This window comes from Enterobacter quasimori (assembly GCF_018597345.1).
Lineage (GTDB): Bacteria > Pseudomonadota > Gammaproteobacteria > Enterobacterales > Enterobacteriaceae > Enterobacter > Enterobacter mori.
Genome location: NZ_JAHEVU010000003.1, coordinates 690692 through 711990 on the forward strand (window position 1 = coordinate 690692; position 21299 = coordinate 711990).

Genomic DNA, 21299 nt, shown 5'->3' on the forward strand with positions numbered 1-21299 from the left:
CGAGCATGTTCAGAGATGGCTGATTTTACGACCAAAGATGCTAGTACGCTTTACAGGCTCTAATGCAAAGAATAAATCATCCATAATGCATAAATCTTTAGCCCGATTTATGTCTGCTTCTCGCTCATAGCAGACCTTAAACCTTTTCAATTCATCTGCGTTTTAAAACCGTGATTTAGATGAGCGCATCCACTTCTCTCGTCAGTGCATGACTATGCCGCATGAGATCGCATGATCGTTTGAGGATCGTTTTGATGCAGGCCCGCCAGTTCTGGCGGGCTTTTGCTTATGTCATGCACCTGCATGAAAACCGCTCCATAAAGCGGGCAGGCGTGGCGGGGCTACGAGCGCGCGGTTTTGGGGTTAATCGCGGTTTTGGGGCCTCAATGTCTGGCGGGCATGGTCATTTTTTGTGGCTGGTCGTGCGCGCCTGCGTCGTGGTGAGGCGCTGCGTTTCGTCGTGAGCTGCCAGGTGGCGAAAGTGTAGGAGCGCTCAGCGAGGCGCTGAGGCGCTCTGATGGTGGGGCAGGGCGTAAGGGAATAAAAAAACCGCCCGGAGAAGGGCGGTTAATATTAAAGGTTGGTCGGCTGAGCGTCAGTCTTCATCGGTCAGGTAGGGGTCAAAGCGTATCACCTCATCACCCAGCCACTCGTTAACTTCTGTGATACGGCCCTGCAGGGGGGTAAGTTCGTTGCGAACGAAAACGCGCGCCGCTTTTTCCACATCGCCAAACCCGCCGGTATTCGTTGGAATAATCCCCATCAGCTGCGGCGGCACGCGGTGAGCTGCCAGCATGTCATCACGGCTCACATTCTTGATGTTAAGAAACTCATCTTTCGCTGCGACTTCTGACAGCGGGATGATCTGAATGCCGTCTTTCTTGCCGTTCGGGCTGTACATAAACAGGTTGCGGAAGTTGCCTGGCCCTTTCGATTTTTTCAGCGATTCTCGTATGTTGTCCACGTCTTTCTGATCGGCGGCGGGGTCGCTCATGTACATGATAAAACCAGCATGGCTACCGTTTAGGTAATACTTACGGCGAAACAGCGTGGCCGATTCATTCAGCAGGGCAGAGGGAATGGCGGAGAGGTATTCCGGCATCCCGTAAAGCTCCTGGTTAACGTCGGGTTCCATCAGGTGAAACACGCTTCCCTCATCGAACTGATAGGGCTGTGAGTTGTGGCCATACTGTGCAAACCAGTAGGTGTCCGGGTCAATGCCGCGACGGGTATATTTGGCAAGCGAGGCGCGCAGCTCCATGATCTGCCCTAACCGGTTCATGCGTTTTTCAAGGTAGGCATTACCGAATACCAAAAAGTCCTGGGCGAACCGGGAAAAGGCTTGTTTAGACAGCCAGCGGTGAGGGATGAAGGTACTGGTAAGAATATTGCGTTTTACCTGAATAGCGCTGGAGTGATGCACGGCGGCGCGGTAAGTTCGCGCCAGGCCATCCATGCTGATCGGTGGTTCGTACCAGCGGTCTACCTGAACGCACTCCAGGTAATCAAATAACTCCAGGCGGTCCATCACGGGGATCGGATCGCCAAACGTAAACGCCTCCGCATGTGCATTACTGACCATGTTGGCCGTATCGGTGGCGGTCTGGCCGCGCGGTGCCTTGCTGCGGTTTTTGCGGTTAGCCATTAAAAAATCTCCACGATGTTGCTGGTACTGGCGGAAGCTCCTGCCAGTGGTTCGTTATAAAGTGCGTGCATGGTTGCCCAGGCTAAATCCGCATGGCTGGCTTCTTCTGTGCGGGCTGCTTCGTAGGTTGGCCGGTTGCCGCTGGCGGTGGTTGAGCGGCGAATGGACATAAAGGACTGCGCGATATCCAGCATCCCCGCGTCAAACTCCAGACGGCGCCCGCTGATGATGTCGTAGGCTTTAAGCACCAGGGCATTTTTTACGGTCGGGTTGTAGACAAACTCGCGCGCGGCAGGGAAGAACTGCTTAACCGTTTTGTAAACGCCATCGCCAACGCCGGTCGAGTCAATACCGATGTAGGTCACGTTGTAGCGTCTGGTGATTTCCTCAATCGCTGAGGCCTGGGCGCGGAAGTCCATCCCGCGCCACTGGTGACGCTCAAGGATACGGAATTTACCGCCGGGGACGACGGGAGGCGCAATGACCACGCAACCGGCGCTGTCACCGTTCTGCGTTCCTTTTGCCGGGTCATAGCCGATCCAGACAGGGTGGAATGCAAACGGACGCAGTAAAAGCGGTTCGAAATCGTCCCACACATCCCAGCTGTCAACCATGCAGGACTGCAGCAACGCCAGCGGGAACACGGACGCCAGGTCGTCAACGAACTGACACATCAGCAGGTTGTTGTATTCGTCCGGGCTGTACTCCAGGCGCAGCTGGTCCAGGTCGAAAAGGTTACACCCGCCGTTTACGGCATCCTCAATGGTGACTATCTGGCGGTACTGGCCGTCAGGGCATAAAACGCCGTGCGCCAGGCTACTGTGAGAAAGGTCAAATTCTACCCTGTCGGCTTTCGGGCGCCCTTTATTGAACAGGGCGCCAGACCAGAACGGGTAGGCGCTGTGCGTCAGGCTGGAAGGTGTAGAGAAATAGGTCTGGCGCCATTTTTTGTGCAGCGCCATACCGGAGGCCACCTTGCGCAGCTCCTGGAATTTCGGTATCCAGAAATACTCATCAAGATACAGATTGCCGTGATAGCTCTGCGCGGTACGGGCATTTGTACCGAGGAAGTAAAGACAGGCGCCGTTAGGCAGCACCATCGGATCGCCTTTCAGCTCAACATCCACCTCTTTTGCGAAGTCGATGATGTACTGTTTAAAAACGTGTGCCTGGGCTTTACTCGCTGACAGAAAGATTTGATTTCGGCCCGTGGTCAGGGCGTCTATCAACGCTTCACGGGCGAAATAGTAGGTTGCACCGATCTGGCGTGACTTTAAGAGGTTGCGGATACGGTGTTTGATACCAGCGTCCCACCAGTGGCGCTGGTATTCGAACATACCGGCGCGGAAAATCTCTTCCAGCTTTTCGATCTGTTCGTCGGTAAACAGGTTTTTTTCCGGCGGTTTGCGCGGGCCTTTATTGCGGTTGGCCACGTTGGGGTTCAGGTCTGCTTCATTCCCGCCATTGTTAAATTTGCCGATCCTGGCCTGTCGTTCGGACTGACGCGCCAGCAGGTCAATTTCTTTAAAATCCTTTCCTTCCTTCTGCTCCTTCATGACGAGCTGGCAGTAACGTGCGGCGGTGGTGAGCTGCATCTGATCCAGCGGGCCATATTCGCCCCACTTATCGCGTTTTTTCCAGCTGTGAACGGTTGCAACTTTCTCGCCCAGCATTTCAGCAATGCGGGCTACGCGGTATCCCTGAAAGTACATCAGCATTGCCTGACGACGGGGATCGAGGTCTGCGGGGGTCAGTGTTGTCATGGCACAAACATACGGCCTCAAATCAGCACTTTCCCCGGCTTCGCATTGTGTGGGAGTTCGCACAAGCCCAACGCGTTGTTTACACGCGCCCATCACCGCAAACATAAGGCTCTGAACGTGTTACGAACTAACTAACCGGAGCCGGACCGATGGCAAAAAAATCTAAGCGTTTTCGTATTGGGGTCGAAGGGGCCACTACTGACGGGCGCGTTATTGAGCGTGAATGGCTCACCCAGATGGCGGCGAGCTATAACCCGCAGGTATACACCGCGCTGATCAATATGGAACACATCAAGGGCTTCACCCCTGATGGGCCTTTCCGTCGTTTTGGCATGGTGGAAAAGCTGGAAGCGGAAGAAATCACCGAAGGGGCATTATCCGGGAAAATGGCGCTGTATGGCTGGATTGCCCCGACTGACGATCTGGTCACGATGACCAGCAACTGGCAGAAGCTTTTCACCTCAATGGAAGTTAACACCAGCTTTGCCGATACCGGCTCCGCTTATCTGGTTGGCCTGGCGATTACTGACGATCCGGCAAGCCTCGGCACTGAAATGCTGCAGTTCAGTGCCAGCGCAGAACATAACCCACTGGCGCGCCGCAAGCTGGACAAAGACAACCTGTTTACCGCTGCTGTTGAAACGCTGATCGAGTTTGAGGACGTGCCGGAAAAAACCAGCCTGTTTACCCGCGTGAAAGAGCTGCTGTCCCGCAAAAGCGCCGATGATAACGCCCGCTTTGCTGATGTGAATCAGGCTGTTGAAACTATCGCGCGTGAGCATCAGACGCTGGCGGAGCAGGTCAGCACCCATCAGACCGATTTCAGTAACAAGCTGAGCGATATGCAAAAGGTTGTTGATGAGACAACCAGCGCACTCTCCACCCTGCGTGAGCAGCTTTCCACTCAGGACAGCCGCAGCGAACGCCGCCCTAATGCGACCGGCAATAACGGCGCAGAACAAACCACCGATTGCTGACGGAGCAAAAGCACAATGAAAAAAGAGACACGTTTTAAATTCAACGGCTATCTGACGCAGCTCGCCAAACTCAACGGCGTATCTGTGAGCGATATCGCCTCGAAATATACGGCTGAGCCGTCAGTGGCGCAGACGCTGGAAACGAAAATCCAGGAGTCTTCCTCGTTCCTGCAGAAAATCAACATTATCCCGGTTGATGAGCAGTCCGGCGAGCGTCTGGGGCTGGGTATTGGTTCCAGTATTGCCGGAAATACTGATACCACCCAGAAAGACCGTGAACCCGTTGATCCGACTTACATCGACGGTGAAGGGTACAAGTGTACCCAGACCAACTCTGATACGGCGCTGCCCTATGCGAAGCTGGATTTATGGGCCAAATTCCAGGACTTCCAGACGCGCATCCGTGACGCCATCATTACCCGCCAGGCTCTTGACCGCATCATGATCGGCTTCAACGGCGTGAAGCGTGAAAAAACGTCAGACCGCGCGACCTATCCACTGCTGCAGGATGTGAATATCGGCTGGCTGGAAAAAATCCGCCAGGAGAAACCCGTTCAGGTGATGGATAAGATCGTGTCCGAAGGCGAGGTTATTTCTCAGACTATCCGTGTCGGTAAAGGCGGTGATTTCCTGAATCTGGACGCGCTGGTTATGGGCGCCGTGAATGAGAAAATCGCGCCGTGGTATCAGGAAGATACGGAGCTTGTGGTTATCGTCGGGCGCCAGTTGCTGGCGGATAAATATTTCCCGATCGTCAACCGTGACCAGCCAAACAGCGAAACGCTGGCGGCAGATCTTATCGTCAGCCAGAAGCGTATCGGCAACCTCCCGGCCGTTCGTGCGCCGTTCTTCCCGGCGAATGCCATGCTGATCACCCGCCTGGATAACCTGTCTATTTACTGGCAATCAGGCTCCCGCCGCCGTTCGGTCATCGACAATCCGAAGCGTGACCGCGTGGAGAACTTCGAGTCCGTTAACGAGGCGTATGTTGTCGAAGATTACGACGGCGTTTGCCTGGTTGAGAACATCGAACTGTTGCCCGTGCAGGCAGGTGGCAATGCCAGCCCAGCGCTGACAACTGAAACCATCCAGGAAATCGTCACGGCAGCGGTGAAAGGCGCGCTTGATGCGCAGGCAGCTGGCGGTGCTGGCGCCGGAGCGTGATAAATGAATCCGTTCCGTGCTCACACTCAGTATGTACAGGCACAGGATGCCGCCCGGCAGGGCGGCAGTAATGCCAGCCTGACGGGCTACAACCAGATGCTGTTACAGCTGACAGAACACCGCAGGCGCCTTAAAACCGTCCAGTCAAATGAGCGCAAGGCTCAGCTCAAACGTGAGTTTCTTCCCGCTTATGCCTCATGGATTGCCGGTTTACTGGATGCTGACGCGTCAGGCCAGGACGACGTGGCGATGTACGTCATGATCTGGCGCATTGATGCCGGAGACTATACCGGCGCGCTGGACATTGCCCGTCATGCCATTAAACACGGCTGGGTCCTGCCGCAGCGATTCAACCGGACCTGCGGGACCGCTGTTGCGGAAGAGTTTGCCGACGCGGCAATGCGCGCTTTTTCTGCCGGTGAATCATTCAGTGCCGCCATTCTTACCCAGGTGCTCGATATCGTTGAAGGTCAGGATATGCCGGATCAGTCCCGCGCCCGACTTCATAAGGCGATGGGCTACGCGCTGCGGGATAACGATCAGGCAGTGGCGGCACTTAACCATCTGAAGCGTGCCCTGCAGCTGGATAACAGTTCTGGCGTCAAAACCGAAATCAACAAGCTTGAAAGCCGATTGCGACAGGCAATGTCGGCTTAACGAATCGTGCCAACGCGCGGGGCGGCACGGGGTGGCGACAGGCTTTATGCCGCGTCAAAACCCCGTCCACCGCCCAACTATTTGGGAGTGCCAGAAATATGCAATTCGTTTCGCCGGAACAGGCCGGGGAAAGTACCCAGGACGTTATTAAAAACACCAGTTTCTGGCCTGATGTCAGGGTTTCAGAGTTCCGCCGTGATATGCGCATGGATGGGAGTGTCACCGATCCGCGCCTGCGTCTGGCGTTGCTGACAGCGATTGCTGAAGTTAACGCCGATCTTTATGAGTTCCGCGAGAAACAACGGGCGCAGGGGTATGCGAGCCTGGCCGACGTCCCTGCAGATGTGATCGACGGCGAAAGCCAGCGGCTCATGCTGTATCGCCGTGCGGTGTTTTGCTGGGCAAAAGCAAACCTGGTTGAGCGCTATCGCGATTTTGACGCAACCGGCGACGGAAGCAAGAAAGCTGAAGATATCGAAACAACCTTAGGCGAGCTGTGGCGCGATGTGCGCTGGGCGGAGTCCCGCCTGCGCGATATGCCGCATATGACGGTGGAGCTGATTTGATGAAAGTGCGTGCGCATCAGTATGACACGGTGGACGCACTCTGCTGGCGCCATTACGGGCGCACGCAGGGAGTCACTGAACAGGTGCTGCAGGCGAATCCGGGGCTGGCTGAATATGGCCCCTTTTTACCGCACGGGCTGCAGGTGGAGCTGCCGGACATTACGGCGTCAACCACTGCGCAGACTGTCCAGTTATGGGACTGAACTATGACGCTTGAACGAATCAGCGCCTTTATCACTTACTGCGTTGCCCTGCTTCTGGCATGGCTCGGCGATTTGTCTCTTAAAGATGTATCGACCATTACTGGTCTTGCGCTGGGGATTATTACTGCAGCGGTGACCTGTTATTTACGCTGGAAAGCCTACCAGCTGCTGCGGGACGGCAGAATATCCAGGGGGGAATATGAGTCCTTCAATCGTTAAGCGTTGCCTGGTCGGCGCGGTGCTGGCGATTGCCGCCACGCTGCCGGGTTTTCAGTCGCTTCATACCTCCGTCGAGGGGCTGAAACTGATTGCTGATTTCGAAGGGTGTCGCCTCCAGCCATACCAGTGCAGCGCCGGGGTCTGGACTGACGGGATCGGCAATACGTCCGGGGTAGTGCCGGGCAAAACCATAACGGAGCGACAGGCCGCGCAGGGGCTGATTAATAACGTATTGCTGACGGAAAAAAGGATTGAAGCCTGCCTGCAGGTTAAGCCACCTCAGCATGTTTACGATGCCCTGATCAGTATCGGTTTTAATGTCGGAACGGGGGCAATCTGCCGGTCAACAATGGTTTCTTACATCAATCGCCAGCAATGGTGGCAGGCGTGCAACCAGTTCCCCCGCTGGGTTTATGTAAATGGTCAACGGAATAAAGGGCTGGAAAACAGGCGCGCCCGTGAGCTTGCCTGGTGTCTTAAAGGGGCGGGGGTATGACGCGCGCGCTGGCGGTGATCCTGGCTCTGGCGCTGGCACTGCTGGGCTGGCAGTCATGGCGGCTTAACAATGCCGGTCACACCATCGGGACGCAGGCTGAGGCGCTTAAAAAGAACAAGCAGGAGCTGGCGAAGAAAAACAGCCAGCTCATCAGCCTGTCCATTCTTACCGAAACCAACAGCCGGGAGCAGATGCAACTTTATGCTGCAGCGGAGGAGACTTCCTCGCTGTTGCGGAGTCGCCAGCGCCGGATCGAGGAGCTAAAACGTGAAAACGAGGATTTACGCCGCTGGGCTGACACTCCTTTGCCTGCTGACATTATCCGGCTGCGGGAGCGCCCGGCCCTCGCCGGAGGTGCAGCTTACCGTGAGTGGTTGTCCAAAAGTGACGCAATGCCGCCTGGACAGGTCAGCGCCGCGCAGTAATGGGGATTTGAACCAGGTGCTTGATGAGACTGAGGCCGCCTGGGCGGTGTGTGCCGACAAAGTGGACACGATCATAGCGTGTCAGGAGCGAGACAGTGAACAAGCCGCAGTCCTTACGCAACGCCCTGAATAAATCGGTGGCGTATGTCCGTGACAACCCGGACAAACTGCACCTTTTTGTTGATAACGGTTCGCTGGTCGCAACCGGCGCCCGTTCAATGTCATGGGAATATCGCTACACCCTGAACGTGGTGATTGAAGACTTTAGCGGCAACCAGAATTTAGTGATGGCGCCCGTGCTGCTCTGGTTAATGACCAATCAACCGGACGCTATCAACAACCCGGAGCTGCGCGAAAAACTTTTTACCTTTGACGTCGATATCCTGAGCAACGATCTGTGTGATATCAGCCTCAATCTGCAGCTCACGGAGCGCGTGATTGTCAGCACAGACGGCACCGTATCGAGCGTAGAAGCGGTGCCGGAACCCGACGTACCCGAAGAAATGTGGACGGTGAAACGTGGATGACCTGCAGAGGGTGGATGACTGGCTGGCGGCGCTGCTGGCGAATCTGGAACCGGCAGCCCGCAACCGTATGATGCGACAACTGGCGCAGGAGTTGCGCCGGTCGCAACAGCAAAACATCAGGCTGCAGCGCAATCCAGACGGCACCGCCTTTGAGGCGCGCCGGGTGACGGCCAGAAGTAAAAAGGGGCGTATCAAGCGCCAGATGTTCGCCAAATTGCGTACCACTAAATACCTGAAAACCGCAGCCACTGCGGACTCTGCCAGCGTGCAGTTTGATGGGAAAGTCCAGCGCATCGCCCGTGTTCACCATTATGGTCTGCGTGATCGAGTCAGACGCAACGGCCCGGAGGCCAGGTACCCGGCACGCCGTCTTTTGGGCGTGAATGATGAGGTGGAAACTATCACCCGTGACACGTTGTTGCGCTGGCTGTCGGAGTGAAATTTGTGTCACGGACGACACAAAACCCAACGCTGCCTCCCTTTTCCCTCTGATGGCAACCTTTCGTTATGAACGCACAACTAACCGAAATCATGCGCCTTATCACCAACCTGATCCGTACCGGCACCGTAACCGAAGTGGATCGGGAAAACTGGCTGTGCCGGGTGAAAGTGGGCGAGCTTGAAACCAACTGGATTAACTGGCTGACACTGCGCGCAGGCGGTGCCCGTACATGGTGGTGCCCGTCGCCGGATGAGCAGGTGGTGGTGCTGAGTATGGGCGGCAATCTGGAAACCGCTTTTGCCTTACCTGCGATCTATTCCAACCAGTTCGCGCCACCGTCGGACTCAGTAGACGGCTGCGTAACGGAATACCCGGACGGTGGCTGGTTTGAATATGAACCTGCGACCGGCCGCTGGCATGTGCGGGGCATCAAATCAATGGTGATCGAGGCTGCAGATAACATAACCCTGAAAACGGGGGAATTTGTGGTGGAAGCAAGCAACACGCGCATAAACAGCGAGGTGGTGATCAATGGTGGCGTCACCCAGGGCGGCGGCGCCATGAGTTCCAACGGGGTCGTTGTCGATAATCACGGCCATACCGGCGTTAAGTCCGGCGGCGATACATCAGGAGGCCCGGTATGACGCTTTATATCGGCATGAGTCAGGGCAACGGCAGGTCTATTACCGACACGGACCACCTGCGCCAGTCGGTCCGGGATATTCTGCTGACCCCGCAGGGGAGCCGTATTGCCCGGCGGGAATACGGCTCGCTTCTTTCTGAACTGATAGACCAGCCGCAGAACCCGGCGCTACGCCTGCAGGTAATGTCTGCGGTCTATGTGGCACTGAGTCGCTGGGAGCCACGGCTTACCCTGGATTCCATCACCATAAACAGCAGTTTTGATGGTTCGATGGTGGTTGAGCTTACCGGGCAGCGTGATAACGGCGCGCCGGTTTCACTTTCGGTATCAACAGGAGCAGACAATGGCAGTCATTGACCTTTCCCAGCTGCCCGCCCCGCAGATAGTGGATGTGCCGGATTTTGAAACGCTGCTAAACGAACGGAAAGCCGCGTTTATGGCCCTTTATCCGGCAGACGAGCAGGACGCGGTAAGGCGCACGCTGGAGCTGGAGTCTGAACCCGTGACCAAGCTCCTGCAGGAAAATGCGTATCGTGAAATCCTCCTGCGCCAGCGCATTAACGAGGCGGCGCAGGCGGTCATGGTGGCTTATGCCATTGGCGGTGATCTCGATCAGATGGCAGCCAACTACAACGTGAAGCGGCTGACGGTTACACCTGCGGATAACGACGCGGTGCCGCCGGTCGAAGCGGTAATGGAAAGTGATGAGGCGCTGCGCCTGCGTGTTCCTGCTGCATTTGAGGGGCTATCCGTTGCAGGTCCGACGGCGGCCTATGAGTTTCACGCCAAAAGCGCGGACGGGCGAGTGGCTGATGCCAGCGCAACCAGCCCGGCACCGGCGGAGGTGGTGCTTACCGTACTGAGCCGTGAGGGCGACGGAACGGCAGCGGCGGACCTGCTGGCAGTGGTTGAACAGGCGCTTAACAGTGAGAACGTGCGGCCGGTTGCTGACCGTCTGACGGTGCGCAGCGCAGAAATTATTCCATACAGCGTGGATGCGACGATCTTTCTTTACCCGGGGCCAGAAGCTGAGCCGGTGATGGAGGCGGCAAAAGCCAGCCTGCAGAAATATATCGCCAGCCAGACGAGGCTGGGGCGCGATATTCGCCGCAGTGCTATTTATGCCGCGCTGCATGTTGAAGGTGTGCAGCGTGTCGAGCTGGCCTCGCCGCTCGCTGATGTGGTGCTGGATAAGACACAGGCCGCTTCATGTACGGAATGGAGCGTAACCAACGGGGGAACGGATGAATAGTCTGCTTCCTCCTGGTTCATCGCCGCTTGAGCGCCGACTTGCTCAGACCTGCAGCGGAATTTCCGATCTGCAGGTGCCGCTGCGGGATTTATGGAACCCCGCAACATGCCCGGTCAAGTTTCTGCCGTATCTGGCGTGGGCCTTTTCGGTTGATCGCTGGGACGAAGGATGGGCGGAGAACGTGAAGCGCCGTGTGGTGCAGGATGCTTTCTATATCCATCAGCACAAGGGCACAACCAGTGCTGTGCGGCGTGTGGTGGAGCCGTTCGGCTTTCTGATCCGCATTATTGAATGGTGGCAGACCGGCGAGGCGCCGGGCACGTTTCGCCTGGATATCGGGGTGCAGGACCAGGGCATAACAGAGGAAACCTATCTGGAGCTGGAGCGCCTGATTGGTGACGCCAAACCCTGCAGCCGGCATCTGATCGGCATGTCCATAAACCTGCAGACGAGCGGACCATATCTCGTTGGGGCTGCCACTTACACCGGCGAAGAAATCACGATTTACCCGTATATCAACGAAACCATCATTTCAGGTGGCACTGCCTACGAGGGCGGCGCCGTCCATGTTATCGACACAATGAGAGTGAACCCATGAGCGCAAAATTTTATACCCTGCTGACGGATATTGGCGCGGCGAAACTGGCAAGCGCTGCCGCGCTCGGTGTGCCGCTGAAAATTACCCAGATGGCGGTGGGGGATGGCGGCGGCGTGCTTCCAACTCCCAGCGCACAACAGACGAAGCTGGTTTCCGAAAAGCGGCGCGCTGACCTGAACATGCTTTACATCGATCCGCAGAACAGCAGCCAGATTATTGCTGAGCAGGTGATTCCTGAAACTGAGGGCGGTTGGTGGATTCGTGAAGTTGGGCTGTTCGATGAAACGGGCGCGCTGATCGCAGTGGGAAACTGCCCGGAGAGCTACAAACCGCAGCTGGCAGAAGGGAGCGGCCGCACGCAAACAGTGCGCATGGTACTGATTACCAGCAGCACCGATAACATTACGCTGAAAATTGACCCGTCCGTAGTGCTGGCTACCCGCAAATATGTGGATGACAAGGTGCTGGAACTGAAGGTGTATGTAGATGAGCTGATGGCGGCGCATCTTGCTGCAGCTGATCCGCATACGCAATATGCGCAAAAAGCCAGCCCGACGTTTACCGGCACCCCAAAAGCCCCGACTGCAGCTGCAGGTAACAATACCACTCAGCTTGCCACAACTGCGTTTGTGCAGGCGGCTCTGATCGCCCTGGTGAATGGTGCCCCGGCTACGCTGGACACGCTGAAAGAAATTGCTGCGGCTATCAATAACGATCCTAATTTCAGCACCACTATTTCTAACGCGCTTGCACTCAAAGCCCCACTGGCAAGCCCGGCCCTGACCGGAACGCCGACGGCCCCCACGGCTGCGCAGACTGTCAACAGTACGCAAATTGCCACTACTGCTTTCGTAAAATCAGCTCTGGCTGCGCTTGTTGGCTCATCACCTGCGGCGCTTGATACCCTGAACGAGCTGGCGGCGGCGTTAGGAAACGATCCTAACTTTGCAACCACCATGACAAATGCACTGGCAGGCAAGCAGCCGCTGGATAGCACGCTGACAACGTTGTCTGGAAAAACAGCTGATGGGATTATTGAATACCTTGGTTTGGGAACAGCCGCAAAACGGAACGTGGGAACCGGTGCGAATCAGATACCAGATATGTCCTCCTGGACGTTCGGGGTTGGCTTCATTGACACGCCACTGGTTAAGTTTCGATTTGGCTCTGCGTCTGGCGCGGGAGCTAAAACATTTTCAACGCCATTCCCAACCGAGGCTTCGATTCTTGTGTTTGGGGCTGTTCAGTCATCAAGTGGTGAAGTGGTCTTATATTCTCCCCAAACAAAATTCGGGACTTTGACGAAGACCGGATTCGAGTTTATTAACCAGGCTTACACCGGGTCAGGTTCAATTGTTTCAAGCTCTAACTCTGTTCATTATCTGGCAATCGGAAGGTAAAAATAATGACTTACAAATACAGCCCATCACTCAATTTATTTTTTGTTGAAAGTGCCGTTCCTGGGTACGAAGCAGCAGGCTGGAAACTTGACGATCTGGTGGATGTAACAGATGAACAATTTGATGAGTTCAATATCGACAAAACTCTGGAGGGATTGGTTCGTGTGGCAGGCTCTGATGATTTACCTGAATGGGGAGAGATCCCGCCTCCCACACATGAGGAGGAAGTAGTGGCGGCCGAAGCGCAGAAAAGTGTACTGATTAGTCAGGCCAACGACTACATAAACGGTAAGCAATGGCCAGGCAAAGCGGCATTAGGCCGACTAAAAGACACGGAGAAAGAGCAATATAACCAATGGCTGGATTATCTTGATGCGCTGGAAGCTGTGGACACCTCCAGCGCACCAGATATTAACTGGCCTGCTGCTCCGGCGGCGTAGGCCAGTCCGGGTCTTCTGTATCAACACGCATCAGCAGAACCCGGTATTTTTTCCATTCAGCTAATGCGGCGGTTTCCTCTCCCGTCGCAATCCCTGCATCAACGGCATCCTGCCGCCATTCAATTTCAGAATCAGCAGCGGCGCGTAATTGCGCCTTCTGTGATTCAGTCTCGGCAATTAATTCTTCCTCAGATTGCGGTGGTGCATCCATCCATGCAGGCATTCCCGCATTATCAGCCCCTATGATTTTACCTTCCGGCCAGGATACCCCCGAAAATTCATCATAAATATCCTGTGTAATTTCGACCGAACCGTCAGGAATAACGGAATTATATTGCGTATCGTAAAAGCCATTATTTTCTGGATTAAAAAACAGTTTTCTCATGCCAGATACCCCATAGCTAAAATTGCTCCGCTTGCAGCAGTTGCCGCGACAGTTCCTGCGGTAGTCATCACCGCTCTAAATGAGACTGTTGATTCTGTTGTGCTGCCCATATCAATCCCCCAGGATGTAGCACGAGAGCCATTCCAAACCGTATCCGCGCGGGCGTATTGTGTGATTAAGGGAACAATGCCGCGTAGCTGTCTGCGCGGCCCATTCAATTCACCATAGGGCGAAACCTAAACACCGGAGGGTTCGCCGTATGGCTCAGGATTATCACCACGGTGTGCGCGTCGTTGAGGTCAACGATGGCACCCGCCCCATTTCAACAGTAAGCACGGCAATTGTCGGTATGGTCTGTACCGGCGATGATGCAGATGCGTCCGTGTTCCCCCTCAATAAACCGGTCCTGCTCACCGACGTGCTGACCGCCAGCGGTAAAGCAGGCGAGTCCGGCACGCTGGCCCGCTCGCTGGATGCAATTGCCGACCAGGCTAAACCCGTGACCGTCGTTGTGCGCGTGGCTCAGGGTGAAACCGAAGCGGAGACAACCTCCAACATTATCGGCGGCGTGACAGCTGACGGTAAAAAAACGGGCATGAAAGCGCTGTTATCTGCGCAGTCTCAGCTCGGCGTTAAGCCGCGCATTCTGGGCGTGCCGGGGCATGACACGCAGGCGGTTGCCACTGAGCTGCTGAGCGTGGCGCAGAGTCTGCGTGGGTTCGCCTATCTGTCCGCCTACGGCTGCAAAACGGTAGAGGAGGCCATTGCCTACCGCGCTAATTTCAGCCAGCGCGAGGGGATGCTGATCTGGCCTGATTTCATCAGTTTTGACACCGTGCTGAATGCTGACGCAACGGCTTACGCCTCAGCCCGTGCGCTTGGCCTGCGTGCCAAAATTGACGAACAGACCGGCTGGCACAAATCCCTGTCCAACGTGGGCGTGAATGGCGTCACCGGCATTTCTGCTGATGTGTTCTGGGATTTGCAGGACCCGGCAACCGATGCGGGGCTGCTGAACCAGAACGATGTCACCACGCTGATCCGCAAAGACGGCTTCCGCTTCTGGGGTTCCCGTTGCCTCAGTGACGATCCACTGTTTGCCTTTGAAAACTACACCCGCACCGCGCAGGTACTGGCTGACACCATCGCCGAAGCGCATATGTGGGCGGTGGATGGCGTGCTTAACCCGTCACTGGCCCGCGACATTATCGAAGGTATTCGCGCCAAACTGCGCAACCTGAAAACGCAGGGCTACATCATCGGCGCCGACTGCTGGCTGGATGAGTCCGTAAACGATAAAGATTCCCTGAAAGCCGGGAAGCTCACTATCGATTACGACTATACGCCGGTACCGCCTCTGGAAAACCTGATGCTGCGCCAGCGCATCACCGATCAGTATCTGCTGGATTTCTCCAGCCAGGTCAGCGCGTAAGGGGACAATATGGCTTTACCACGCAAGTTAAAACACCTGAACCTGTTTAACGACGGGAATAACTATCAGGGGATTGTTGAGTCCCTGACCCTGCCTAAATTCGGCCGCAAGTTTGAAAAGTACCGCGGCGGCGGTATGCCCGGTTCGGCTGATGTTGATCTGGGGCTGGATGATGGCGCGCTGGACACGGAATTTTCAATCGGTGGCACCGAACTGCTGTTATTCAAACAGATGGGTAAAGCCACCGTTGACGGTATCCAGCTGCGTTTCACCGGCTCCATTCAGCGTGATGATACCGGCGAAGTGCAGGCCGTTGAGCTGGTTGTGCGCGGGCGACATAAAGAAGTCGATTCCGGCGAATGGAAAACCGGCGAGAGCAACACCACAAAAGTCAGCAGCACCAACAGCTACGCGAAGCTGACCATTAACGGCGAGGTGCTCTATGAGGTTGATGTGATCAACATGATTGAAATCGTTGATGGCGTGGACCTGATGGAAGAACACCGCAACGCCCTGGGCCTCTGATCTACTTTAAAGGCGCGGGCAGCCGCGCCAGTACCTTATTAACAGGAAATGACAATGAGCGAACAACTGACTGAAAAAACCGTACAGCTGGACACCCCAATCAAACGCGGTAAAACCGAAATTGCCGAAATTGTGCTGCGCAAGCCGCAGTCCGGCGCGCTGCGTGGCACCCGTCTGCAGGCGATCATGGATATGGACGTCGGCGCGATGATGACGATTATTCCCCGCATCTCAACGCCCGCGCTGACCGCTCAGGAAATGGCTGAAATGGACCCCGCAGATCTCACCGCGCTGTCGGTTGAGGTGGTCACTTTTTTGTTGAAGAAATCGGTGCTTGCCGGTTTGCCGACAGCCTGACGGTAGAAGACCTGGTGGCTGATATCGCCACCATTTTTCACTGGCCGCCGTCCGTCACTGACGTTATGCCGCTGACCGAAGTGCTGGAGTGGCGGCATAAAGCGATTCAGAGAAGCGGGGCCAGCGATGAGTGACACGAACCTGCGTTTGCAGGTAATTCTAAATGCGGTTGATAAGCTCACCCGCCCATTCCGATCAGCGCAGGCCAGCTCTAAAGAGCTGGCTACCGCCATTCAGCAAAGCCGCGCAAGATTAAAAGAACTGGACGCCCAGGCGGGCCGTATTGACGGTTTCCGCAAGGCAAGCGCGCAGCTGGCCGTCACCGGCAACAGTCTTAAAGCCGCACGCGAAGAAGCGGCGAAGCTTGCCACGCAGTTCTCGGCAACTAACCGCCCGACGGCGGCGCAGGCGCGTCTGCTTGAGCAGGCAAAAAACCGCGTTAACGAGCTGCAGAGCAAATACAACGGCCTGCGTCAGTCGGTGCAGCGTCAGCGTCTTGCGCTCAATGAGGCCGGGCTGGACACCAAAAAGCTGAGCAGTGCGCAGCGTGAGCTGCGGCAGAATGCCGACGAAACCCGGCAGGCGCTGGACCGACAGCAGAAATCCCTTAAACGCCTGGGCGAGCAGCAGGCCCGAATGAACGCCGTCCGCGATCAGTATTCCCGGCGACTTGAGGTGCGGGATCGTATCGCGGGCGCCGGAGCAACGACTACTGCCGCCGGGCTGGCGATGGGCGCGCCAGTGATGGCAGCCGTTAAAAGCTATGCCAGCATGGAAGATGCGATGAAAGGCGTTGCAAAGCAGGTTAACGGGCTGCGGGACGACAACGGCAACCGCACAAAACAGTTTTACGATATGCAGGATGCCATTAAGGCCGCCAGTGAACAGCTGCCGATGGAGAATGGCGCTATTGACTATGCCGCGCTGGTTGAAGGTGGCGCCCGCATGGGCGTGACAAACCAGAACGATTCTTACGAAGACCAGAAGCGTGACCTGCTGGCCTTTGCATCCACTGCAGCAAAGGCCGCAACGGCATTCGAGCTGCCCGCTGATGAGCTGGCGGAGGGGCTGGGGAAAATCGCGCAGCTGTATAAAGTGCCGACCCGAAATATTGAACAGCTTGGCGATGCCCTGAACTACCTGGACGATAACGCCATGTCTAAGGGCGGCGATATCATCAATGTGCTGCAGCGCATGGGCGGCGTAGCCGACCGGCTTGATTTCCGCAAGGCGGCCGCGCTGGGTTCCACCTTCCTGTCTCTGGGGGCCGCGCCTGAAATTGCCGCCAGCGCATCAAATGCGATGGTGCGCGAACTGTCGATTGCAACCATGCAGAGCAAGCGGTTCATGGAAGGTATGGATCTGCTGAAACTCAATCCAGAAGAGATTGAAAAGCAGATGACAAAGGACGCAATGGGGACCATTCAGCGCGTGCTGGAGAAGGTCAACAAACTGCCGCAGGATAAACGCCTGTCCGCCATGACGATGATATTTGGCAAGGAGTTTGGCGATGATGCGGCGAAGCTTGCAAACAACCTGCCGGAGCTGCAGCGACAGCTGAAACTTACCTCAGGCACTGAGGCTAACGGCTCCATGCAGAAAGAATCCGATATCAATAAGGATTCTCTTTCCGCGCAGTGGTTGCTTGTGAAAACTGGCGCGCAGAACGCTTTCAGTAGCCTGGGTGAAACCCTGCGCCAGCCGCTGATGGATATCATGGGGTATGTCAAAAGCGTTACCGGGGCACTGCGTCGATGGGTTGAGGCTAACCCGCAGCTGGCGGGCACGCTGATGAAAGTGGCGGCGGCCGCTGCTGCGATCACCGTTGTACTCGGCACGCTGGCGGTGGCCGTGGCTGCCGTGCTGGGGCCGCTGGCGGTGATCCGTTTTGGCCTGTCCGTGCTGGGTGTAAAAACACTCCCCTCCGTTATGTCTGCAGTGACACGCACTGGCGGCGCGCTGTCCTGGCTGGCAAATGCGCCGCTTTCCCTGTTGCGCCGTGGCCTGGCTGCATCCGGCAGCAGCGCCGGATTGCTGGCGTCTCCCCTTAACTCCCTGCGCCGTTCTGCCGCGCTGGCTGGCAATGCGCTGAAAGCGCTGGCCGGTGCGCCGCTGGCTGTCCTTCGCGGCGGAATGTCTGGCATTCGCAACATTATCGGCATGGTAATGAATCCGCTGGCCGCGTTGCGCGGGGGGTTATCCGCAGCCGGTGGCGTGCTGCGTTTTCTGGCGTCCGGCCCGCTGGCCCTCCTTCGCGTCGCGCTGTACGGGATTTCTGGATTGCTGGGCGCCCTGCTTAGTCCGATAGGGCTGGTCGTGGCGGCCCTGGCTGGCGTGGCGCTGGTTGTCTGGAAATACTGGCAGCCAATAAGCGCATTTTTAGGCGGAGTGGTTGAAGGATTCAAAGCTGCAGCTGCGCCTATCAGTGCGGCGTTTGAGCCACTGCAGCCTGTTTTCCAGTGGATTGGTGACAAGGTCCAGGCGTTGTGGGGCTGGTTTACTGATCTGCTTACGCCGGTTAAATCCACCTCTGCAGAACTGCAAAGCGCGGCGTCGATGGGGCGGCAGTTTGGCGAAGCGCTGGCGGCAGGGCTGAACATGGTCATGCACCCGCTGGATTCGCTTAAATCGGGCGTGTCCTGGCTGCTTGAAAAACTCGGCATTGTCAGCAAGGAGGCGGCAAAAGCGAAGCTTCCTGAGCAGGTCACGCGGCAGCAGCCAGCCACGGTAAACACAGACGGTAAAGTGGTGCTTCCGCCTGGCGGATTCCCGCCGATGGGTTTTGCTGGTATGTACGACAGCGGCGGTACCATTCCGCGCGGCCAGTTCGGCATCGTGGGCGAGAATGGCCCTGAGATTGTTAACGGGCCCGCCAATGTCACCGGCAGGAAACGGACTGCTGATCTGGCGAGGATGGCGGCAACGCTCAATCCTTCCCGGACGGAACCTGCCAGCGCTAAACAATATCCTGAACGCGGGATAGTTCTGCCGCCTGATAATGTGAACGGTCCGGCAAATCTTCCGATAATCAATCGCACTACTGAACTGGTGAAACTGGCGGCAACAGTAAGCCCCGTTCGTGATGTAACAGCCAGCCCGGAGCAACGGCCTGAAAGCAGGTTAATACTGCCTCCTGAGATTGTTAACGCCCCGGTAAATCGTCCAGGTCGGGATCGTGCTGCGGAGCTGGCTGATATCGCTGCGGCTGTCATGCCAGCACCGGCCATTACGGAAATCACGGATAACAGGGCTGACCCGATGGCTATGCGCCAGAAGGTGTTCGCTTCAGTGGTCGCTGGCGTAATGGGCCTGGCGGCTGCCCCGGCAGAAGCCGCGCCAATTCATCCGTACAGTGTACCTGTCAGGACGCGACCGGCGCCGTCGGAGAAGACAGAGAGACAGCCGCAGGTCATTAAGTACGAGATAAGCGCGCCAATTCATATTGTCGCCCAGCCAGGGCAAAGCGCACAGGATATCGCCCGCGAGGTGGCCCGGCAGCTTGATGAGCGAGAGCGCAGGGCCAGGGCAAAAACACGCAGTAATTTCAGTGATCGAGGGGGTTACGAATAATGATGATGGTGCTGGGGTTGTACGTATTCATGCTGCGAACCGTACCCTATCAGGAGCTGCAGTATCAGCGCAGCTGGCGGCACGCAGCTAACAGCCGGGTAAACCGGCGCCCGACAACGCAGTTTCTTGGACCGGATAACGATTCGCTTACGCTGTCCGGCGTCCTGCTGCCGGAGATTACCGGCGGCAGGTTGTCTTTGCTGGCGCTGGAGCAGATGGCGGAGCTGGGGAAAGCCTGGCCTCTTATTGAGGGGAGCGGGACGATTTACGGCATGTTTGTGATTGAGAGTCTGAGCCAGACTAAAACAGAATTTTTTGAGAGCGGTATGCCCCGGCGCATCGAATTTTCGCTGAGCCTGAAACGGGTGGATGAATCGCTGTCTGATATGTTTGGCAGCCTCAGCGATCAGCTCAGTAATTTGCAGGACTCCGCCACCTCTGCGATAGGCAATATGAAAAATACGGTTGGGGGGTTACTGCAGTGAATTTCAGCTCTGATCTCCTGAACCTGAACAGCAAAACCCCCGGTTTCAGCATCATCATTGAAGGTAAAGATGTGACTACAGTGTTGGATGCGCGCCTGATGAGTCTGACGCTGACGGATAACCGGGGCTTTGAGGCGGACCAGCTTGATCTGGAACTGGACGACTCGGACGGGCTAATCGTTCTCCCGCGTCGGGGGGCCATTATTCAGTTTGCGCTGGGGTGGAAAGGTCAGCCGCTTTTTCCGAAAGGGGCCTTTACTGTCGATGAGATTGAGCACAGCGGCGCGCCTGACCGTCTCACAATTCGCGCGCGTAGTGCAGATTTCCGTGAAACCCTGAACACGCGGCGTGAAAAGTCCTGGCACCAGACAACGGTGGGCGAAGTCGTGAAGGAAATCGCCGCCAGGCATAAATTAAAGATGGCGCTGGGGCAGGACCTGATGGACAGGCCTGTAGATCATCTTGACCAGACAAATGAAAGCGACGCCAGCTTTTTGATGAAGCTGGCGCGGCAGTATGGGGCGATAGCCTCCGTTAAGGACGGAAATCTGTTGTTTATCCGCCAGGGGCAGGGCAGAACGGCAAGCGGTAAGCCGCTGCCGGTTATCACCATAACCCGCCAGGCCGGTGACGGTCATCGTTTTACCCTGGCAGATCGCGATGCCTATACGGGGGTGATTGCCAGCTGGCTCCATACCCGTGAGCCAAAGAAAAAAGAGACAGCAAAGGTTAAGCGCCGTCGAAAGAAAACCACCGCAGCAAAGGAGCCGGAAGCAAAACAGGGAGATTACCTGGTTGGAACGGATGAAAACGTGCTGGTACTCAACAGAACTTATGCAAACCGCAGCAATGCAGAGCGAGCGGCAAAGATGCAGTGGGAGCGCCTGCAGCGCGGGGTTGCAACATTCTCCCTGCAGCTCGCAGAGGGAAGGGCTGATCTGTATACCGAAATGCCGGTGAAGGTGAGCGGCTTTAAACAGCCCATTGATGATGCCGAATGGACCATTACCACGCTGACGCATAGTGTCAGTGCAGATAATGGTTTCACTACGACTTTGGAGCTTGAAGTTAAGATTGATGATCTTGAAATGGAGTAATGGGTTCTCAAAATTGAATAATGATGTATCA

General features: G+C 56.2%; 27 protein-coding genes. 24 read left to right on the forward strand and 3 right to left on the reverse strand.

What is annotated here, in order from left to right; all coding sequences use genetic code 11:
- Window positions 1–595: 595 nt before the first annotated feature.
- Together KK102_RS15380 and KK102_RS15385 are read right to left on the reverse strand one after the other, a co-directional pair.
- A complete protein-coding gene (locus tag KK102_RS15380; RefSeq protein WP_216357951.1) occupies window positions 596–1645 on the reverse strand; it encodes a phage portal protein in 1050 nt (349 codons plus the stop codon).
- Window positions 1645–3408, reverse strand: a complete 1764-nt coding sequence (locus KK102_RS15385) for a terminase ATPase subunit family protein (RefSeq protein WP_216357952.1) — start codon at window positions 3406–3408, stop codon at window positions 1645–1647. Before KK102_RS15385 ends, KK102_RS15380 begins: the two co-directional genes overlap by 1 nt.
- 149 nt (window positions 3409–3557) lie before the next feature.
- On the opposite strand from KK102_RS15385, the gene KK102_RS15390 reads away from it, so the two are divergent.
- The 17 genes from KK102_RS15390 (at window position 3558) to KK102_RS15465 (ending at window position 13417) form a co-directional block, all read left to right on the forward strand.
- Window positions 3558–4385: a GPO family capsid scaffolding protein gene (locus KK102_RS15390; protein WP_048971705.1), complete on the forward strand. Its 828-nt coding sequence runs from the start codon at window positions 3558–3560 to the stop codon at window positions 4383–4385.
- A 15-nt stretch (window positions 4386–4400) separates the two neighbouring features.
- The gene (locus KK102_RS15395; RefSeq protein ID WP_016150809.1) at window positions 4401–5549 is read left to right on the forward strand and encodes a phage major capsid protein, P2 family; all 1149 of its coding nucleotides are present in this window, start codon (window positions 4401–4403) and stop codon (window positions 5547–5549) included.
- Between the two features lie 3 nt (window positions 5550–5552).
- Window positions 5553–6206: a phage terminase small subunit gene (gene gpM / locus KK102_RS15400; protein ID WP_006777754.1), complete on the forward strand. Its 654-nt coding sequence runs from the start codon at window positions 5553–5555 to the stop codon at window positions 6204–6206.
- A gap of 98 nt (window positions 6207–6304) precedes the next feature.
- A complete protein-coding gene (locus KK102_RS15405; RefSeq protein WP_014884903.1) occupies window positions 6305–6772 on the forward strand; it encodes a head completion/stabilization protein in 468 nt (155 codons plus the stop codon).
- Window positions 6772–6975, forward strand: coding sequence for a tail protein X (locus KK102_RS15410; RefSeq protein WP_000868184.1), 204 nt, complete (start codon window positions 6772–6774; stop codon window positions 6973–6975). Before KK102_RS15405 ends, KK102_RS15410 begins: the two co-directional genes overlap by 1 nt.
- A gap of 3 nt (window positions 6976–6978) precedes the next feature.
- Window positions 6979–7194 (forward strand): hypothetical protein, encoded by a 216-nt coding sequence (locus tag KK102_RS15415; protein WP_014884902.1) that lies wholly within the window; start codon window positions 6979–6981, stop codon window positions 7192–7194.
- A complete protein-coding gene (locus KK102_RS15420) occupies window positions 7175–7690 on the forward strand; it encodes a lysozyme (RefSeq protein ID WP_216357953.1) in 516 nt (171 codons plus the stop codon). The genes KK102_RS15415 and KK102_RS15420 overlap by 20 nt, the downstream gene beginning before the upstream one ends.
- A complete protein-coding gene (lysB, locus tag KK102_RS22260) occupies window positions 7687–8115 on the forward strand; it encodes an Rz-like lysis system protein LysB (RefSeq protein ID WP_244992563.1) in 429 nt (142 codons plus the stop codon). Before KK102_RS15420 ends, lysB begins: the two co-directional genes overlap by 4 nt.
- Window positions 8000–8248 (forward strand): Rz1-like lysis system protein LysC, encoded by a 249-nt coding sequence (lysC, locus tag KK102_RS15425; RefSeq protein WP_223195361.1) that lies wholly within the window; start codon window positions 8000–8002, stop codon window positions 8246–8248. Before lysB ends, lysC begins: the two co-directional genes overlap by 116 nt.
- Window positions 8211–8642 carry a phage tail protein gene (locus tag KK102_RS15430; protein WP_014884898.1) on the forward strand — a complete coding sequence of 144 codons (432 nt, stop codon included), beginning with the start codon at window positions 8211–8213 and terminating at the stop codon, window positions 8640–8642. Before lysC ends, KK102_RS15430 begins: the two co-directional genes overlap by 38 nt.
- Window positions 8635–9081 (forward strand): phage virion morphogenesis protein, encoded by a 447-nt coding sequence (locus KK102_RS15435; protein WP_032642152.1) that lies wholly within the window; start codon window positions 8635–8637, stop codon window positions 9079–9081. Before KK102_RS15430 ends, KK102_RS15435 begins: the two co-directional genes overlap by 8 nt.
- A 68-nt stretch (window positions 9082–9149) precedes the next feature.
- Window positions 9150–9728: a phage baseplate assembly protein V gene (locus tag KK102_RS15440; protein ID WP_216357954.1), complete on the forward strand. Its 579-nt coding sequence runs from the start codon at window positions 9150–9152 to the stop codon at window positions 9726–9728.
- Window positions 9725–10084, forward strand: coding sequence for a GPW/gp25 family protein (locus tag KK102_RS15445; protein WP_150312766.1), 360 nt, complete (start codon window positions 9725–9727; stop codon window positions 10082–10084). The genes KK102_RS15440 and KK102_RS15445 overlap by 4 nt, the downstream gene beginning before the upstream one ends.
- Window positions 10071–10979 carry a baseplate assembly protein gene (locus KK102_RS15450; RefSeq protein WP_150312768.1) on the forward strand — a complete coding sequence of 303 codons (909 nt, stop codon included), beginning with the start codon at window positions 10071–10073 and terminating at the stop codon, window positions 10977–10979. The genes KK102_RS15445 and KK102_RS15450 overlap by 14 nt, the downstream gene beginning before the upstream one ends.
- Window positions 10972–11577, forward strand: a complete 606-nt coding sequence (locus tag KK102_RS15455) for a phage tail protein I (protein WP_216357955.1) — start codon at window positions 10972–10974, stop codon at window positions 11575–11577. The genes KK102_RS15450 and KK102_RS15455 overlap by 8 nt, the downstream gene beginning before the upstream one ends.
- Window positions 11574–12977 carry a phage tail-collar fiber domain-containing protein gene (locus KK102_RS15460; RefSeq protein ID WP_216357956.1) on the forward strand — a complete coding sequence of 468 codons (1404 nt, stop codon included), beginning with the start codon at window positions 11574–11576 and terminating at the stop codon, window positions 12975–12977. Before KK102_RS15455 ends, KK102_RS15460 begins: the two co-directional genes overlap by 4 nt.
- Before the next feature lie 5 nt (window positions 12978–12982).
- Window positions 12983–13417: a tail fiber assembly protein gene (locus KK102_RS15465; RefSeq protein WP_063945935.1), complete on the forward strand. Its 435-nt coding sequence runs from the start codon at window positions 12983–12985 to the stop codon at window positions 13415–13417.
- Here KK102_RS15465 and KK102_RS15470 read toward each other — a convergent pair.
- Window positions 13389–13802, reverse strand: a complete 414-nt coding sequence (locus KK102_RS15470; RefSeq protein ID WP_048210629.1) for a tail fiber assembly protein — start codon at window positions 13800–13802, stop codon at window positions 13389–13391. The two genes, KK102_RS15465 and KK102_RS15470, sit on opposite strands and share 29 nt — an antisense overlap.
- A 259-nt stretch (window positions 13803–14061) precedes the next feature.
- Here KK102_RS15470 and KK102_RS15475 point away from each other — a divergent pair, with 259 nt between their 5' ends.
- From KK102_RS15475 to KK102_RS15505, 7 genes are read left to right on the forward strand one after another with little or no spacing between them, the layout of a single operon-like run.
- Window positions 14062–15234: a phage tail sheath protein gene (locus KK102_RS15475; RefSeq protein ID WP_007848866.1), complete on the forward strand. Its 1173-nt coding sequence runs from the start codon at window positions 14062–14064 to the stop codon at window positions 15232–15234.
- A 9-nt stretch (window positions 15235–15243) separates the two neighbouring features.
- The gene (locus tag KK102_RS15480) at window positions 15244–15759 is read left to right on the forward strand and encodes a phage major tail tube protein (RefSeq protein WP_007848874.1); all 516 of its coding nucleotides are present in this window, start codon (window positions 15244–15246) and stop codon (window positions 15757–15759) included.
- Between the two features lie 54 nt (window positions 15760–15813).
- Window positions 15814–16116 carry a phage tail assembly protein gene (locus tag KK102_RS15485; protein WP_007848877.1) on the forward strand — a complete coding sequence of 101 codons (303 nt, stop codon included), beginning with the start codon at window positions 15814–15816 and terminating at the stop codon, window positions 16114–16116.
- A 14-nt stretch (window positions 16117–16130) separates the two neighbouring features.
- The gene (locus KK102_RS15490; RefSeq protein ID WP_007848878.1) at window positions 16131–16250 is read left to right on the forward strand and encodes a GpE family phage tail protein; all 120 of its coding nucleotides are present in this window, start codon (window positions 16131–16133) and stop codon (window positions 16248–16250) included.
- Complete coding sequence (locus tag KK102_RS15495) at window positions 16243–19686, forward strand: phage tail tape measure protein (protein WP_216357957.1); 3444 nt, start codon at window positions 16243–16245, stop codon at window positions 19684–19686. The genes KK102_RS15490 and KK102_RS15495 overlap by 8 nt, the downstream gene beginning before the upstream one ends.
- Complete coding sequence (locus tag KK102_RS15500; protein ID WP_032610580.1) at window positions 19686–20171, forward strand: phage tail protein; 486 nt, start codon at window positions 19686–19688, stop codon at window positions 20169–20171. Before KK102_RS15495 ends, KK102_RS15500 begins: the two co-directional genes overlap by 1 nt.
- Window positions 20168–21268, forward strand: coding sequence for a phage late control D family protein (locus tag KK102_RS15505; RefSeq protein WP_216357958.1), 1101 nt, complete (start codon window positions 20168–20170; stop codon window positions 21266–21268). The genes KK102_RS15500 and KK102_RS15505 overlap by 4 nt, the downstream gene beginning before the upstream one ends.
- Window positions 21269–21299: the final 31 nt, after the last annotated feature.